The following is a 15,726-nucleotide window of genomic DNA, read 5'->3' as shown; positions in this document are numbered from 1 at the left end:
ATAATCGCGGACGGTGTCCGCTTATCCCCCAGAAGAGTAGGAGCTCAATCATGAGTGCATCAGACAAGATCGAAAACTCAGCTGAAGACCTCAAGGGCAAAACCAAAGAGGCTGCCGGTAAAGCTACCGACAATGAGGAGCTTGTTGCTGAGGGAAAGACTGATCAGGCTAAGGCAGATCTGAAGAAGGCTGGCGAGAACATCAAAGACGCGGTTACGGACTAACGTTCCGCGTCATCCCTAGCAATACCCACCCGCATTTCCTTTCGAAAGGTTCGATTCCCATGAACACGCTTCTTATTATCGTGGCGGTTGTTGCCGTCATCCTGCTCCTGACCGGTGGGCTAGTTCAGTCGCTGAACTTCCTCCTCTGGGTTGGCGTTGTGTTGGCCGTTCTCGCCATCATCGTTTTCCTCGCTCGCAAGCTCACTGGCGGTCGGGTTTAACACTCGCCACTCGGTGAACTAGCACAAGCAGTTCATCCCGACCTCCCCCAGTGTCGCTTGAACTGATCGAGGGGTGCAGGGCCAGTACGGCCCTGCACCCCTCCCCTTTTTTCACCACGATGAACCACGAGGCCCCGCAATGCGCAGAAGATTAACCGCTCAAGCGGATGGTGGCCAATGTGAGCCCTCTCCCGTTCCTGAAGCCCAGGTCGGTGCCGATACGGATGAGACGGTGGCACCATTCCCGCCGCTACCGGCAACCGCGCATGCGGCACGAGCGTCGAATGACAAGCCCATCGTTGAATGGTCAGACGAACGAAGCTTCTAGGGCGAGGCGGAGCTACGCTCCCCGAGTCGCGACGTACACCGTATTGGATGACACCCCACCGGTGAGCGCATTGTCGAAGTCGACGGCGTGGGCGAGCGGGTTCGCAAAGACTTGGCCAAGGCGATCCATGAATTCGGCGTCGGACGGGTCATCCGACCAGAGTGCGAAAACTCCGCCGATGGTGAGATGAGCGCGCACGCGCCGCAAACCCTCAACGGTATAGAGGTCGGCGTGACTGGGGTCTAGTTGGTGGCGGGGCGAGTGGTCGACATCCAGAAGGATCACGTCATACGGCTCGGTCGGTTCTGCACGCATTACTGCGAAGAAGTCCGCGTGGGTGAGGGTGGTGCGGCTATCGCCGGTAAGTTCTGCGGAGACCGGGAGGAGGCCCCGATTGTGCCAATCAATTACAGCGGGCAAGGCGTCGATGACCTCAAGTGAGGCTACGCGGGGATCGGCGAGGGCGGCAACTGCTGTGTAGCCGAGACCCAAGCCGCCGTTAACTACACGCAGCTTGTCGCCGCTAGCTGCAGCCAACCCGAGGTCAGAGAGCGCAATCTCGGCAACAGTGAACAAGCTTGACATGAGGTACTCCTCGCCAAGTTTCACCTCATAGACGTCAACGTCGAGTGTTGGTTCGCGTCGACGCCGCAGGGTGAGCTCGCCCATCGGGGTCTCTTGAAAGTCGAGCTCTTCAAAGCGGGAGATTGCCATGACTTGAGCCTACGTGTGTGAAGGGCCGAAACGGCCCGGTATAGATAAGGTCGCTCAGCGGCATATATGGAGCGAAGCGTTCGAAGTGTTGCTAGCGCGTCTCCGGAACTTCTGGTCCCTCCGGCAGCACCACGGGTTCCGACTCTGCGCGATGGCGCCCAGGTTGCGGTTTCTGATGACCCATCTCGCCGCCGATTCGACCGCCAAAGGGGCGACCGTGGTCGGCATACTCTTCGCGGAAGAATCCAATGCGCCACTCGCCCATTTCCATGAGCGCGCCGGTGCGCAGAGTGCGGGAGCCTGCTTCTTGACCGGTGAGTGGTCGAGAGCCGCCGCCGACGGCTCCGAACGAGCGAAGCACGTACTCGTCCTCGTTGTCGTGGCGAATTTCGGCGTGGATGGGATCGAGACCGGGCAGCTGCAGGTCTGCCGACGTTGATGACCCGATGGTGGTGACATCCGACCGCAATTCGAACTCCCGCGGCATCTGGCCGTTCCAATTTTCGGAGCCGACGACAAAGAACAACCTCGGCCGTCCGGCTCCGGGCGCATAGTGCGTCGTCGTAACCCTGCGGCGAATGGTGCGGTCGAAGGTGGGAACGAGCGGAAACAGTGTTCCGGGCGGAAACTGCATCCGCGAGTCGCCCGCGGAGGCGGCATCCCGCCGACGCAGCATTGGTGCGAGCGCCGCTCGGCTGCCCAATGCGATGTGCGGCGACCCTGTCAACACTCGCTGAGCCACCGAGGGCTTGATCGCGCCAATGCGGGCGATCAAGCCGAGCGGCCCAGACAGTGAGACGGTGAGCCCTCTTTCAGCGAACGCCTTTGCCACAATGCGCGCCTCTTTGAGCTTCACGGATCGTGCTTGCAGAAACAGCTCCGGGTTACTCGAGAACACGTCGATGTCGGTGCCGTGCGCTCTGACCGTTCCCGTCATCGTCTCTGTCTCAAGCCGTGATGCTCCGGTCTCGCCATTGCCCGAAGTCGCGGCATCCGTGTCATCGAGAATTGGTTCGATGAGTGAGAACGCCAGATCGATGTCGAGCCTCGTGGCGGCACTCGTCGTTGAGGTACTCATCGTTACGGGGCGAGCGGTTCGGAGCCGGATCCTTCACTGGTGGTCACCCTGAGGGTGCCGTTGAGTTTCCACGTCGCGCGAGGCGCATCCTGACCAACATCGCGGGGAACTTCGACAGTCATATCAATGAAGCTGTAGTCGATGACGGCGCTTCGACCGGTGAGATACGACCACATTTCCTTTCCAAGATCGGTCCAGTCTTGGATGTTGTGGGCGTCTGGGCCTGAGCCGTTTTCGGCGGCTGAGGGGCTGTTGATATCAGACATGGTTTCGTCCTTTTCGCTCGCGTTGAGGAATCGGGCAACCATCGTGATCGTTAGCCGCCCACTGTGATGCCACAGTAATCGAGCGCCAACGGAGTAGGAAGAGTTGCCGTCGAGGTCACGGCATTCTCACTGGGAAGGGCATCGTGCACAGAGGATGCTCTGCTCCCCTGTTTAGGCGACGGTGCGAGTCCGCCCCACTATTCCGGCACGCACGAGCAGTACATAGAGCTGGCATCCGAGGCAGTAGTCGAAGACTGAATTGAGGAACGCGGCGATGAATGCCAGACCCGCGAAGACCACGAGAGCGTAGGGCACGGCTGCGAGGTGCAGCACGACGCCGATGACGGTGATGACGAAGCCGACACCCTGCGAGAACGTGGGTGGGCGCGGGTCTTCGAGGTGGCTTGGTGCACTCAGGCGCGGACGAATCACTGCTGTGAAGAAGAGTCCGTAGGGGTGATGTTGGATGCCGGCGAAGGCTCCCCACGCAAAGAGCGCAGCGATGAGGCTGAAGAGAATGAAGGCGGGCTGGCTGGCGCGCTCGGCGATCGTGGCCGGGAGCGCTGCTGCGGCATCCAGTCCGAGGCCGATCACTGTGAGCAGCAGCACGGCGGTGATGCCTGCGCCGAAGCGAGGGCCGCGCGGGTCAATGCCGCGTTGCCCCGGCTTCGCGGCAAGTGCTGCCTTGGAGCCTGCAAGCGAAGTGGTGCCGGTGGAGCGGGTGTCATTCGTAGTCATTGGTGTCGCTATCTGTGCTGTCCCGGGCGGGAGCGTTGTCTCGGAGGGGCGGGTGCGGTGACTGGCTGTTAGACCAACACGGGGCTGAGCATCCGGTCGAGTTCGGCACGGAGGTCGTTGATCTTGGGGGCACCACCGATGCGGGCCTGCAGCACACCGTTGCCATCGAGGATGAACGTGGTTGGTGACTGCAACAGGTTGAACTGGTTAGCGATCTCGGGGCGTGATGTGACATCCACTTCGACATGAACCACTGAACCGGTTCCGTCATCGAGTTCGTCAGCAATGGCACTCAACTGTGTGCGAACCGTTGGGCAGATTGCACAGGCAGCGGTGGAGAACTGGAGCAGGGTGATGCGGGTTCCGAAGAGCGCTGCACCGGGAATCGTGATGCGATCCTCGCCTGCGGCTGCTGCGGCTGAGTTGTCGGGGTTTTTACTTCGCTGGATACGGCCGGTTCTGGCACGCCAGACTAGGCCCAGCGCGGTGGCGAGTGCCACGAGGCCAAGAAGCACAGTCAGGGTTTCCACGGCGTCCACCTTTCAAGAGTATGGGGGCTTCTGTTGCGTCATCGTTGTGTGACGAGAAGTTACTCAGGACAAGTCGAATGCGACTTCAGATATTCCGAGAAGGTTAGCGCTGTCAAACAGGGCTGTGGCCTAGATTGGATGCGCGGCTGCCGCACGGGCATCCGCGACACTTGCGTGTGGAAACTCACGAGCGGAATTACTGTGAAAGATACGTCGACCTCTAGCGAGTTCTCCCTTGTGCAAGACCCACCTCCGGCGATTTCTGAGCAAGATGCCGCGGCTTTCACCGACACCGTCTATGGCCTCGCTGCCACTGCCCGTTCGCTCGGCAGCCATCAGGACCGCAATTTCCTTCTGGAAGGCGCGGAAGAACGCACTCTCCTTAAGATTTCTAACCCCGCAAGTTCGCGGGCTGAGCTCGAGGCACAATCGCTCGCCGCCGCCCATCTTGCCGCACGCGAGCCGAGCATCCGGGTGCCCCTCACTCGCACCGGGCGTGATGGTGCACGCGTTCAGGAGTTCTCGGTCGACGGCCGGATATTACACGCCCGCATTCTCGACTTCATTAGCGGCACTCCCCTCTCTGGCGGGCGCTACCTTTCCCCGCGCGCTGTGCGCGCGATCGGAGCACTAGCGGCTCGCGTTGCCGTCGCGTTCGCGGACTTCGATGCCCCCGGCGTCGAGCGCTCGAACCAGTGGGATCTTCGTCGCGCTTCGCCAGTGCTCGACGCCCTCCTCCCTTATGTTCACGACGATGTACTCCGTGCGCGCCTTCGCGAGACGAGCGATGCCGCTTGGGGGACGGTGTCCCATTTGGCCGCTGAGCTTCCGGTTCAGACAATCCACGGTGACCTCACTGACGACAATGTCGTCTCAAACGACAGTGTCACGGGTATTCCCGACGGGATCATCGACTTCGGCGATGTCAACCGGAGTTGGGCTGTCGGCGAGATTGCGATCACGGTCTCGTCGCTTTTGCACCACGACGGGGCAACGTTGCCATCTGTGCTGCGCGCGGTCTCCGCGTACCACTCGATCCGTCCGCTCTCGTTGGCCGAAGCAGAAGCGCTCTGGCCGCTTGTGGTGATCCGCGGCGCCATCCTTGTCGCCAGCGGGCATCATGTGCAAGCGACCGATCCCGACAATGAGTATGCGAGCGAGAATTTGTTGCACGAGGGGCGCATCTTCGAGCAGGCTACCTCGGTTCCGCTAACCGTCGCGAACGAACTAGTTCGCAGTGCGCTCGGACATGATGGCCGCCAAGCGAGCCTGCCAGCGAACAGAATGCTAATTCCCGCGCTCAATCCGAGCGCAATCGAAGTGCTGGATTTCTCGGCAACGAGCGCGGCACTCAACAATGGGCGCTGGCTCAACGACGACGCCGAAGCGGAGATCGCCGCCGAGGCCATCACCGCTGGTGCTTCCGGCGCGCTTACACGCTTTGCCGAGCCCCGGTTCACACGAGCGCGTATCCCAGTCGATCCAGAGCCCCTGAACACTCCGCTCGGCATCGAGCTCACACTGTCCGAGCCGCAGGAGCTGGCCGCGCCGTGGCCGGGCACTGTCACGCACAGCGCCGACGGCGTCGAGTTCCGAGGCGACGGCATCCTCCTCACTCTTGAGGGTGTCAAAGCGCTTGTTCCCACTGGCACCGAGGTGGATGCTGGCGCGCCAATCGGCCACGTCCAGAATCGACTCCGCGTGCGGGCATCCCTCGGCGATGTCGCGGTGCCCTGGCTTGTCAGCCCGGACCTGGCTACCGCCTGGCGCTCTCTCGCGTGCGATCCAACACCGCTCGTGTTTGGCGAGACGCTTCCCAGCGCCGACCGAGATTCGGCCGCCCTGATCGCTCGCCGGCGCGACACTTTCGCTGATGCGCAAGAGTTCTATTATGACGAGCCTCCGATGATGGTGCGCGGCTGGAAGGAGTATCTCGTTGACGCTGATTCCCGCGTCTACGTTGATGTTCTTAACAACGTCACTTCGATCGGACATGCACACCCACGCCTCGTCGACGCCGTCACTCGGCAGTGGAGCCTGCTCAACACCAACTCCCGTTTCAACTATCCGGAAGTCGTGGAGTTTTCCGAGCGTTTGAGCGCGCTGCTCCCCGATCCCCTCAATTCCGTCTTCCTTGTGAATAGTGGCTCGGAGGCGGTTGACCTCGCGCTGCGCATTGCCCGGGCGTGGAAAGCACGCAGCGATGTACTCGCCGTTCGTGAGGCCTACCACGGCTGGACTTACCTTTCGGATGCCGTATCCACATCGATCGCGGACAACCCTGGCGCCCTCAGCACGCGGCCAGACTGGGTGCACACTGTCGATGCGCCGAACAGTTACCGCGGCAAGTATCGCGGCACGGAGTCCAGCCGCTATGCGGACGAGGCTGTTGCCGAGATCGAACGTCTGGCCGCCGCCGGAACCCCTGTTGGCGCCTTCATCGCAGAAACTTTCTATGGCAATGCGGGTGGAATCGCCCTGCCTGACGGCTACCTCGACGCTGTCTACGGCGCAGTGCGCAAACATGGCGGCCTTGCCATCGCCGACGAAGTGCAGGTCGGCTATGGCCGCCTCGGCAAGTGGTTCTGGGGTTTCGAGCAGCAGGATGTTGTGCCGGATATCGTTGCGGTCGCCAAGGCTATGGGCAACGGGCATCCGCTCGGCGCAGTCATCACGACGCCAGAGATTGCCGCCCACTACCGCTCGCAGGGCTACTTTTTCTCGTCAGCAGGCGGCAGCCCGGTGTCGAGCGTTGTCGGCCTCACGGTGCTCGATGTGATCCGAGATGAGAAGTTGCAGGAGAACGCCGTCGCGACCGGCGGTTACCTCAAGAAACGCCTCGCCTCGCTAGGCGAGCGCCACCCGCTGGTCGGAACCGTGCACGGCAGCGGCTTCTATCTCGGTCTTGAATTTGTGCGAGACAGGGCAACGCTAGAACCAGCCACCGAGGAAACCGAAGCTATTTGTGAGCGCCTGCGTGAAGTGGGCGTCATCGTTCAGCCCACGTCGGACCACCAGTGCGTGCTGAAGATCAAACCGCCGATGTGTCTCACGCGCGCAAGTGCCGACGCCTTCGTCGATGCCCTTGACCGCGTACTGACGAACGGGTGGTGATGTTGACAGGGTAGGTCGCTATTCTTTAGCCCACACGATGACGTGCAACGGAAAAGAGGAGCTCATGCCTTACTTCACCGTCAACAAGAATGCCCAGCCGAACACCGGCGACCACGAGGTTCATGACTTGGCGTCGACACGGGGCTGTCTGCCCAGCGTCGAGAATCGCACCGATCTCGGCGAATTCGCCTCGTGCAGCGAAGCTGTGAATGCCGCAAAGAATCAGTACTCGAAGGTTAACGGTTGTTTCTGGTGTGCCATCGCCTGCCACACGACCTGACTCCGCTTGCGCCGGTAATGTTTGAGCATGCCGAACCACATTCTCATTTCTGGCCCAGTGTCGTGGAACAGCATCGTTTATCTCGATCATCTGCCCGAACCCCGCCCTCACATGCAGTTCGCTCTGGAAGATTTTGAGACGGTTGGCGGCACCTCCGCCGGTAAGGCCCTGCACCTTGCCGGGCTTGGCCGAGAGGTCACCTGCCACACAGTGATGGGCAACGATGCGGCTTCTACCCGCCTGCGCTCGGTTCTTGAATCGTCCGGCATTGAGCTGCACTGCGTCGCCGTTCCCGGCGCTAGTGAACGCCATCTGAATCTGATGACGAGGTCCGGCGAGCGGGTGTCGCTCTACCTGTCGGCTCCCGCGTTTGCCGAGCCAGATGTTGTGCAGTTTCGCACCCTGGCCGAAGGCGCGGAGGCACTTGTCATGGACCTATCGGAGCCCTCTCGAGCACTTCTTTCGGAGGCGGCGGCATCGAGCATCCCGATCTGGACCGATCTCCACGATCACGACGGCCAGTCTGATTTTCATGAGCCGTTCGTTCAGGCGGCGTCGTACCTATTCATGAACGCCGATGGGATGCCGGACCCGCTGCCATTCATGCGCGCTCGGGTAGACGCGGGCGCCATTGTGGTGGTGTGCACGCTAGGTGCCGAAGGAGCTATGGCGCTCGACGCTGATGGAATCCATAAGGTGGATGCGGTGCCTGCCGAGATCCGCGACACTAACGGTGCCGGTGATGCATTTTTTGCTGGCTTTCTGCACGCGACACTGTCGGGTGCCGGCACCGATGGGGCACTCGCCGCGGCCGCCTCGCAGGCGGTAGTTGCTCTCGAGTCGAAGCACCTTCATCCCTGCGTTGAGGGTGCGCTCAACTAGCCGTAACCTTCCGCGCCGAAGCCTGCCCACGTGGCCATGATTCGCCAAACGCCGTCCACAGCATCGGTATTAGCACAGCAGAAGCGACCAACAAGACACCGCCGAACACCATGAACACAGTCCGAGCATCGGTAGCCGACGCCAACAGCCCCGCGAGCCCAGCGCCCACAGGAAGCGCAGTTCGCGCCAATACGAGGTAGGTGCTGCTGACACGACCAAGCAAGCGCGGTTCGACAGCGGTCTGCCGAATGGTGATAGTCATCACGTTCCACAGCGTGACGGCTGCACCGTTGAACGCGAGCAGCAGGGAGGCGAGCCAGAGGTCTCGTGTCCACGTGAGGGCGATGATCGACACTCCGCTCAGGAGAACGGAAACTACCGCAGCCGCTGGCGCACCCAGTCTCTGGATGACCCGAATCGCGATCCACGCACCGACAAAAGATCCGACCGCTGCCAGGGCCAGCATGATGCCGAAACCGATCTCTCCTGATTGCAGATCGCGCAGCGCGTAGATCGCGGCAACTCCCCAAAACCCTCCGGAAACTCCAGCCCACACCGCCAACAGCAACGACATTATGCCGAGTAATCGCGAGTGAGTCACCACCCGGATTCCCTCGACCAAATCTCCGAGGAAGTTCTGGATTTGCCCTCCCGCACGGTCCGGCGCAGGAGTTTCGGGCGCACCCTCCACTTCGCCCAGCGAGACCATCGCAAGTGCCGCGGCGACGAGCAGCAGCACATTAGCAAGAATCGGCAACGGCTGAGCCACCGCAAACAGAATCCCGCCGAGCGCACGCCCCACAAACATCTCACCAACGATTTGCCCCGACTGCAGGTCAGAGTTCGCCCGCCCCAAATTGTTCGCAGCTACCAGACGCGGAAGGATCGCGTGCGATGCCGGATCCGATACCGCCTCCCCCGCGCCATAAAGGAACGCAACCACACACAGCATCGCGATGTCGAGCACCCCGAGCGCGATCGCGACCGCCACGAACGCCAACACGACCGCACGCACTAACTGTGACAGCGCGATAAGTCGTCGCTTCCTGACCCGGTCAACGAAGACTCCGGAAAATTGCCCGAAGAGCAGCGCCGGCACGTATGTGAACACGGTCACCAGCGCGATCAGCGCGGGGTTTTCCGTTGCCTGAGTCGCCAGTAAGGGCAGTGCGACCAGACGGATGCCGTCGCCCATATTCGTCGCAGTGACGGCACCCCAGAAAACCCAGAATGGTCGCCCGAGCTTCTGCCCGCCGGACACTATTCGCTTCTCGTTGGGCTGCCTACCGAATACGTGAATGCTCCGAGCGAGACCATGTCTCCGCCGTCGGTATCGAGCTGACGAATGAATGCCAACGCGCTCTCCAGCAGCACGACCGCAGCTTCCTTGCCTGCAGCATCCAATCGCACCTGCGACACAAACAGTCGCTGGGATTCACTCGCTTCCATCTGCGAAGCCAGCGCGCGGAGCACTGCGGGCCGCGCACCCGCCTCGGTGCTCTCAGGGTCGCCTGCGATCGATGGAGCCGCGAGCCCCCAGAGCTGCTGTCGCCCGCCGCGAACACTGCGCTCACCAACCTGGCACACGATGTGGGCTCGCTCCAGTACGCGCAAGTGGTAACTGATACTGCCCTTGCGAAGCCCCAACTCGGTCGCGAGCTCGACCATGGTCCACTCGCGATCCCTCAGCAGTCGAAGCATATCGAGCCGTACCGCATTGGAGAGGGCTCGGAGGTCGCCGGTGGCCGCTGAATCTTCGACCGGAGCAAGGGCCGTACTCTCAATCGAGTTCGTCATCTCATTAGTGTCAACGACTGTCGACACTAATGTCAAGCACAGAAAGTATTGAGCCTCCTCCCGCAAGCATCAAGCATTTCAAGCGCTTCCTGGAGACCAAAGCCCTAATAGCACGAAGGGGCCGAAAAGAGAATCGCCGTCTGTAGAGCAATAGTCGTAGCCTCTCGATGCGTCCGCCTGAGCTAGTGGCATAAGCACTCATCGCCCCTGGAGGGCAGCCGCCGCAACACGATACCCACTGGTTTAGGCAAATCGGCAGCCGGCGGAGATCCAGACGGCCCGAAGTATAAGTTCCGTGTCACTTGTCAACTTCGTGGAGCCGCAAGCGTGACCGAAATAGGACAACGTTTTATCCGACTTATGGCTTCTTTTCGCCACTCAGGAGTAAAGCCGAACAGGTCGTGGCGGTTCTACCCTCGCCGATTGAGAGCTTAAACCACTCCTCACTCGCTGCCCTGTCCTATTGCGCGAAGGACGTCAGCTATCCAGACAAGGTCATAGTCGATCGGCTCATGTTCGCCGGAAACGATCGCCTCAAGTGATCTAATTGAGTCGGAGAGCTGTCCAATCGTAAACTCTGCCGGTGACTGGGTGACATCGTACATAGCGTCAACAGGTATCGACCAAAAATACTCGTGCGGAATAGCGAGCACCGGCCCCCGTCTCTCCACTACTCTGGCAAGTGCCATCCGCAAAGCGGACTCAAGCGCCGAAGCGTCTACTTTCTGGTTCCGCTCGTTCATCTTCCCCCCAAAATATCTGTGATGCCCTTCTGGAACGCCGAGATTTCTTTTTCGAGATGTGCGATTCGGCCCGCAATGATGCTCTCTCTTACAACATTTGAACTCGCCGCAGCAAGAATTCCGAGGTTGTCAGATGCATCCGGATTTGCACGGTATTGGTTCAGCTTAATGACATGCTCGGTGAGGCGCTTCTCTAGCGAAGCGATCGCCTTCAAACTGGCTGCGTTTAGGCTCGCGAGGAACAAATCTCTCTAGGTGTGAAGTTGTGCTCGCAATTCACGCCTTGCCCAAATAGCCGCGCCGACGCATACGTGACGGAGGTCACAAGAGCGATACGAGTGGGGTTTTCAGCGACCTGAGCCGCCAGCGAGGGCAGTGCCCCAAACGTATGTCGTCACCCAAATAGGTCGCGAAGGCAGCGCTCCAGACTACCTAGGACGGCCAGCCAAGCTCCTTCCAGATACACACAATTCGTATCTCATCGGGCTATCCAACGAATACATGAAGGGCCAGCGAGCCGACTTCTCCGCATCGATCTCGAGCTGACGAATGGATGCCAGCTTGCTCTCGAGCTGCACGAGAGCGTGCAGCGCTACCGCGGCGTCCGCGACCGCTTCAACGCCAGCATGGCCGAGCGGTCGAACCCGAAGGTGCGTCGGGCAACGAATCCGCCGATGGTTGTTCCCGCAGCGAGCCCTAGGCCAGTGGCTAGTGCCATGACCATTGACGGCAGCCCTTCGGTCACCCCGAATTCGGAATCCATGAGCGAATAGATGCCTCGATACAGGGCAAGCCCGGGCAACAGGGCGATGATGCCGACCATGTTGGTGGCGCCTTCTGGCACTTTCAGCCAGCGGTAAAGAAGGTAGCTGATGACGCCGGCCGCGGTCCCGGCAATCGCAGGAGCCAGTCCTGGCGACGAGGCCAGCGGCAGCACGAAGTAGTAGACGGCAAATACGAGGCTCGCGCCGATGGCCATAATCGGCAGCAACCGCATCCGCACATAGGAGGCGAGGGCGAAGCCTACAGCGATGATGGCCGAGCCGATCATCCCGGAGACTACGCTGCGGTTGTCCCCAAGAGAGTCGCCCACCGCCACCGGAATGCCGAGGCGCAGAGAGAGACTCAGCACGATGGAGATACCGACCGCGAGGCCAAGGGTCATCATGATGACCTCCATTCCGCGGGCAGTTGCGGTGACGTAGTAGCCGCCGATCGCGTCGCTGGCTGCGGCGGTGAGTCCGACGCCGGAAAGGAGCATGATGATGCCGGCGATGACAATGACTGTCGGGCTGTTCGATCCGGGGATCTCGATCCCCACCGAACGCAGCCAGAACATGAACACCGCGATGACGGTGGTTACCGCTGCGGCAGCCATCTGAGCAAAGAATGCGGGAACTGAGAAGCGTTCCAGACGACGAGTCATGACATCCGATATTGCTGCGGATGCTGCCGCCACGAGCACGAGAACGAAGCTCACGTCGAACATCACGACGACACCTGCCGCGAGTATCGCTTTACCAGCGGTCACCATCCAGCGGCGGTACGGGTGGGGTGTCGTCAGGATCGCGCTCAGTTTTTCGCGCGTCTCATCCACGTCTCCTGGACCGTCCGGTCCGGTGATTTCGTCGATCAGCCAGTACACGTTCTGCAGCCGCGTGTAGTCAATGGTGCGCACTTTCACGATGCGCATGATCGACATGGGATCTTCATTCATCCCGCGGTGTATCGAGACGGTGAGCGAGGTGAAGGTGATGTCGACGTGCATCCCAGTAACGCCATAGGCGGTGCTGATGCGCAGCACGGTAGCAACAACGTCGGCGGCGGAAGCTCCAGTCGCGAGCATCGCTTCGCCAGCACGCAAACACAGGTCGATGACCGAGCGCGCGTGACGCTGAGATAGCTGCTGCTCACTGCCGGGGATAGACAGGAGCTGAGTGGGCGCACTGTTTGTGCGCAGGGCTCCCCCGGCCATAGTGATGAGGGATCGACTGATCCGTTGCTGGAATGCGCGTAGTCGATTGTTGCCCGTAGTCACCCCTCTAGGCTACGGGCACGAGCGTGGGAATGTGTCCGCGACGGGGCCGATAGCCACCGCCACCTCAACTAAATCGACTACTCTGCACGATGGTGAAAAAATCCACCGCTCCGGATGCCACACCCTGTGTTTCAGCTCAGGGCGGGCTCCCACCACAACTACGGCCAGCACCACTAGCCGCTGAGAAGAAAACGAGTAGGCGATGACCCGAGTTCACCCCGTCATACGCACAGTCGGCGACGCGTTCCGCGGCATGCTGATCGGCTTCGCTGAGATCGTTCCCGGAGTCAGTGGCGGAACCATCGGCCTCCTCGTCGGCGTCTACGACACCCTCATCGATGGCGCCGGAAATCTCGCCCGTGGTGTCGCGCTCACAGTCGCAGACGGCATCCGTGGCCGTGGGCTTTCTCGCGCTGCCGCCCACTTCCGTTCGGTGCGCTGGAATGTCGTGTTGCCCATCGGTGTCGGGATGCTCGCCGCCATCGTTATCGGCGCGGCGCTGCTCGCTCCCCTGCTCGAGCAATATCCGACCGGCACCCGCGCAGTCTCTGCCGGGCTCATCGCCGCGTCGCTCATCGTACCTGCTCGGATGGTCGGCGGACGTTGGACGTTGCCCGAGGCTCTGATCGGCCTCCTGGCCGCCGGCGTCGCTGTTGCGCTTACCAGCTTGCCGCGCGCCGGGGATGCGGATCCCACCCTCATCATCGTGTCGCTCGCTGCGGCCCTCGCAGTGTGTGCCCTCGTTCTTCCCGGAGTTTCTGGCTCATACCTGCTGCTGATCCTCGGCATGTATGCGCCCACTCTCGCTGCCGTGAATGACCGCAACTTTGGCTACCTCGGCGCGTTTGTGATCGGTGCCATCGTCGGTCTTGGCCTCTTCGTGTCAGGGCTGCAGTGGCTCCTGAAGAACCGCCGCCGCGTCACTCTCGTCATCATGACAGGCCTCATGCTCGGCTCGCTCCGCGCCCTCTGGCCGTGGCAAACCGAGACCGGCGAAGTACTCGCGCCCGAATCTGACTTCGGATTCGTGCTGTTGCTCTTTGCGATCGGTGCCGCGGTCGTGCTCGGCATCATCGCTGCAGAAGTTGCCCTGACGAAGCGGCGGATGCTCTCGCCCGAGATCGTCGCCGATCCTGAGCCTGATTCGCGCGACGCTTAGTAAGCAGAGACCTCCGCGGCGATCCTCGGACCTACGAATTTCATTTCAAAGCATTGGAAACACGGCTGGCAACCCAGCGTCTGTTCGCGAATCTGCAATCTTTATTCGGATTAGTCCAGCAGTAAGCTCAGCGTGTCTCATTGCCGTGAGTATCTTCGCGTGGTTTTCCCAATGCTCCTCCCAAAGGTCCTCGCCCGCGAGCGATGCAAAGTCGATGAAGGTCGGATCGCCTGATGATTCATAGTCCATTAGGCGACTCGCCCTTTCCTCAAGCCCCGGCACACGACGCGTCGCAGGTGAGAGACGAGCCGGACTAAACATCCACGAGTGCCAAGGCTTGTTGCCCTTGCTCTGGTTGCACTTGCCGCATGCAGGCACGAGGTTTTGAATCTCTGAAATATAGCCGGTGGGTTTCTTATCGACAACGAGCGGTCTCAGGTGGTCCCATTCGCTCGCGGGGTCTCCGCAATAGGCGCACGTGACCGAGTCCTCCATATCGAGAACTTTCAGGGCCCCATCGATCTGAGAAGAGTTCGGCGGGACAACTGGAATGATGCCGTTGACGAAGGAGTTAGTGATGCTCGAGGAACGACTTGTAATCCGCACCGCCCGTGGCATCGCGAACCGAAACTCTACAAATTTAGCCATACGGCCGAGCATAGGTTGCGGTGGATGAGTCACCGGATATTCGGGGCTCACGTGAGTTGGAAGCATGCGCATAAAGCGCTAAGTCGCCAGCGCTCGCACCATTACTAGTAAGCGACCTGAAACTGGAGGCACTGCTTACGCGCGCTGTTGCCGAGCGAAATAGCCTCGCCCATCAATTTTTCGGAAAATGGTCTGAAATCTGGGACGGTCCGGAGACCGACATCCACATGATTCAGGATGTGGACCGAACCCGCGAACTATTCGAGGAGGCTATCGGCAAGCTCGTCTCCGTTATAGGCACACGCCTCGACACGATCGGCGAGAATCCAGATGAGTACATTCCCGGTTTAAAAGTGCGCATTGCGAACGTCCACAGCGCGTCCACGGAGCAACTCGACACGACCTCATAGGACGCGCCGGAATCGCCCAACGTCAGCGCCCCGCCTCGCGTGAAGTCTCCGAACCACGCCATGTCAACTCGCGCAACTGAAGCACCGCCGCAGCGCGACCAGTAACCTGCAGCAGGCGAAATACCCCTTCGAGGTGCTTTTTCACAGTCGACTCTGAGATGCCTAGTTCGCGCGCGAGCTCGTTGTTCGAACCTCCCGTGTGCGCGAGGGCGAATAGCACATCGGCTTGGCGACGGGTGAGGCCAGCGTCCAGGAGCGCATCCGTATCCGCTGAGACATCCTGCTCCCGGCGCAAGAGCAGCACCGCCCACGAGTAGCGATCCATCTCCGCATCCACGAGGCGGGGGCGCTCGGCGCTGACCTGTGGCGCATCGCGAGATGGCCACTCAGTGCGTTCATGACGGCAACGTCGCGATCGCTGAACTCCCCCATCCGCTCGCTGCGGTTCAAGGCGTAGCCCACCACGACATCCGGCGACGAAGGCAGCTGCACCACGAGCTGAAAACGCACATTGAATAGACCATAGAAATGGCGGTAGAGGTCGGTAGAGGTGCTT

The 15,726-nt window shown here is 60.8% G+C and carries 20 protein-coding genes; 8 read left to right on the top strand and 12 right to left on the bottom strand.

The genetic code is table 11. The annotated features are described in order from the left end of the window. Window positions 1-50: 50 nt before the first annotated feature. The 3 genes from AC1ENN_RS06255 to AC1ENN_RS06245 all read left to right on the top strand — a co-directional run bounded on the left by AC1ENN_RS06255 (window position 51) and on the right by AC1ENN_RS06245 (window position 773). Window positions 51-224 carry a CsbD family protein gene (locus AC1ENN_RS06255; protein ID WP_449646511.1) on the top strand — a complete coding sequence of 58 codons (174 nt, stop codon included), beginning with the start codon at window positions 51-53 and terminating at the stop codon, window positions 222-224. Window positions 225-283: 59 nt separating this feature from the next. Continuing rightward, the gene (locus tag AC1ENN_RS06250; RefSeq protein WP_449646510.1) at window positions 284-445 is read left to right on the top strand and encodes a hypothetical protein; all 162 of its coding nucleotides are present in this window, start codon (window positions 284-286) and stop codon (window positions 443-445) included. A gap of 139 nt (window positions 446-584) precedes the next feature. Beyond that, entirely contained in the window at window positions 585-773 is a 189-nt protein-coding gene (locus AC1ENN_RS06245; protein WP_480392069.1) for a hypothetical protein, read from the top strand. 12 nt (window positions 774-785) lie between these two features. Here AC1ENN_RS06245 and AC1ENN_RS06240 read toward each other — a convergent pair whose 3' ends face one another. From AC1ENN_RS06240 to AC1ENN_RS06220, 5 genes are all read right to left on the bottom strand, one after another. After that, the gene (locus tag AC1ENN_RS06240) at window positions 786-1,487 is read right to left on the bottom strand and encodes a polyamine aminopropyltransferase (RefSeq protein WP_480392068.1); all 702 of its coding nucleotides are present in this window, start codon (window positions 1,485-1,487) and stop codon (window positions 786-788) included. 91 nt (window positions 1,488-1,578) lie between these two features. Next, window positions 1,579-2,565, bottom strand: a complete 987-nt coding sequence (locus tag AC1ENN_RS06235; RefSeq protein ID WP_480392067.1) for an FHA domain-containing protein — start codon at window positions 2,563-2,565, stop codon at window positions 1,579-1,581. Between the two features lie 2 nt (window positions 2,566-2,567). Beyond that, complete coding sequence (locus AC1ENN_RS06230; protein WP_449646506.1) at window positions 2,568-2,831, bottom strand: hypothetical protein; 264 nt, start codon at window positions 2,829-2,831, stop codon at window positions 2,568-2,570. A 171-nt stretch (window positions 2,832-3,002) separates the two neighbouring features. Next, window positions 3,003-3,569 carry a DUF4395 domain-containing protein gene (locus tag AC1ENN_RS06225; RefSeq protein WP_480406877.1) on the bottom strand — a complete coding sequence of 189 codons (567 nt, stop codon included), beginning with the start codon at window positions 3,567-3,569 and terminating at the stop codon, window positions 3,003-3,005. Window positions 3,570-3,637: 68 nt separating this feature from the next. Beyond that, window positions 3,638-4,099, bottom strand: coding sequence for a thioredoxin family protein (locus AC1ENN_RS06220; protein WP_480406876.1), 462 nt, complete (start codon window positions 4,097-4,099; stop codon window positions 3,638-3,640). 201 nt (window positions 4,100-4,300) lie between these two features. Here AC1ENN_RS06220 and AC1ENN_RS06215 point away from each other — a divergent pair, with 201 nt between their 5' ends. The 3 genes from AC1ENN_RS06215 (at window position 4,301) to AC1ENN_RS06205 (ending at window position 8,375) form a co-directional block, all read left to right on the top strand. Next, the gene (locus AC1ENN_RS06215) at window positions 4,301-7,213 is read left to right on the top strand and encodes an aminotransferase (protein WP_480406875.1); all 2,913 of its coding nucleotides are present in this window, start codon (window positions 4,301-4,303) and stop codon (window positions 7,211-7,213) included. Window positions 7,214-7,277: 64 nt separating this feature from the next. After that, window positions 7,278-7,493 (top strand): hypothetical protein, encoded by a 216-nt coding sequence (locus AC1ENN_RS06210; RefSeq protein ID WP_449646501.1) that lies wholly within the window; start codon window positions 7,278-7,280, stop codon window positions 7,491-7,493. A gap of 27 nt (window positions 7,494-7,520) precedes the next feature. After that, the gene (locus tag AC1ENN_RS06205) at window positions 7,521-8,375 is read left to right on the top strand and encodes a carbohydrate kinase family protein (protein WP_449646500.1); all 855 of its coding nucleotides are present in this window, start codon (window positions 7,521-7,523) and stop codon (window positions 8,373-8,375) included. Here the strand turns inward: AC1ENN_RS06205 and AC1ENN_RS06200 are convergent. From AC1ENN_RS06200 to AC1ENN_RS06180, 5 genes are all read right to left on the bottom strand, one after another. Then, the gene (locus AC1ENN_RS06200; protein ID WP_449646499.1) at window positions 8,368-9,636 is read right to left on the bottom strand and encodes an MFS transporter; all 1,269 of its coding nucleotides are present in this window, start codon (window positions 9,634-9,636) and stop codon (window positions 8,368-8,370) included. The genes AC1ENN_RS06205 and AC1ENN_RS06200 overlap by 8 nt on opposite strands. Next, the gene (locus AC1ENN_RS06195) at window positions 9,636-10,172 is read right to left on the bottom strand and encodes an ArsR/SmtB family transcription factor (RefSeq protein ID WP_449646498.1); all 537 of its coding nucleotides are present in this window, start codon (window positions 10,170-10,172) and stop codon (window positions 9,636-9,638) included. Before AC1ENN_RS06195 ends, AC1ENN_RS06200 begins: the two co-directional genes overlap by 1 nt. A 443-nt stretch (window positions 10,173-10,615) precedes the next feature. Continuing rightward, window positions 10,616-10,915: a hypothetical protein gene (locus AC1ENN_RS06190; protein ID WP_480392063.1), complete on the bottom strand. Its 300-nt coding sequence runs from the start codon at window positions 10,913-10,915 to the stop codon at window positions 10,616-10,618. Then, complete coding sequence (locus tag AC1ENN_RS06185) at window positions 10,912-11,130, bottom strand: hypothetical protein (protein WP_480406874.1); 219 nt, start codon at window positions 11,128-11,130, stop codon at window positions 10,912-10,914. The genes AC1ENN_RS06190 and AC1ENN_RS06185 overlap by 4 nt, the downstream gene beginning before the upstream one ends. 377 nt (window positions 11,131-11,507) lie before the next feature. Then, on the bottom strand, window positions 11,508-12,953 hold the full coding sequence (locus AC1ENN_RS06180; RefSeq protein WP_480406873.1) for a threonine/serine exporter family protein: 1,446 nt from the start codon (window positions 12,951-12,953) through the stop codon (window positions 11,508-11,510). Between the two features lie 202 nt (window positions 12,954-13,155). Here AC1ENN_RS06180 and AC1ENN_RS06175 point away from each other — a divergent pair, with 202 nt between their 5' ends. Beyond that, a complete protein-coding gene (locus tag AC1ENN_RS06175; RefSeq protein ID WP_480406872.1) occupies window positions 13,156-14,112 on the top strand; it encodes a DUF368 domain-containing protein in 957 nt (318 codons plus the stop codon). 45 nt (window positions 14,113-14,157) lie between these two features. On the opposite strand, the gene AC1ENN_RS06170 is transcribed toward AC1ENN_RS06175, so the two are convergent. Continuing rightward, window positions 14,158-14,760, bottom strand: coding sequence for an HNH endonuclease signature motif containing protein (locus AC1ENN_RS06170; RefSeq protein WP_449646494.1), 603 nt, complete (start codon window positions 14,758-14,760; stop codon window positions 14,158-14,160). A gap of 239 nt (window positions 14,761-14,999) precedes the next feature. Here AC1ENN_RS06170 and AC1ENN_RS06165 point away from each other — a divergent pair, with 239 nt between their 5' ends. Beyond that, window positions 15,000-15,170, top strand: a complete 171-nt coding sequence (locus AC1ENN_RS06165; protein ID WP_480406871.1) for a hypothetical protein — start codon at window positions 15,000-15,002, stop codon at window positions 15,168-15,170. Between the two features lie 22 nt (window positions 15,171-15,192). Here AC1ENN_RS06165 and AC1ENN_RS06160 read toward each other — a convergent pair whose 3' ends face one another. Next, window positions 15,193-15,495: a response regulator transcription factor gene (locus AC1ENN_RS06160; RefSeq protein WP_449646492.1), complete on the bottom strand. Its 303-nt coding sequence runs from the start codon at window positions 15,493-15,495 to the stop codon at window positions 15,193-15,195. Between the last annotated feature and the right edge of the window lie 231 nt (window positions 15,496-15,726).

Source organism: Rhodoglobus sp. G.S.23 (assembly GCF_056675935.1).
Note: the sequence above shows the minus strand (reverse complement) of the source record. Positions and strands in the feature narration are given on the sequence as shown.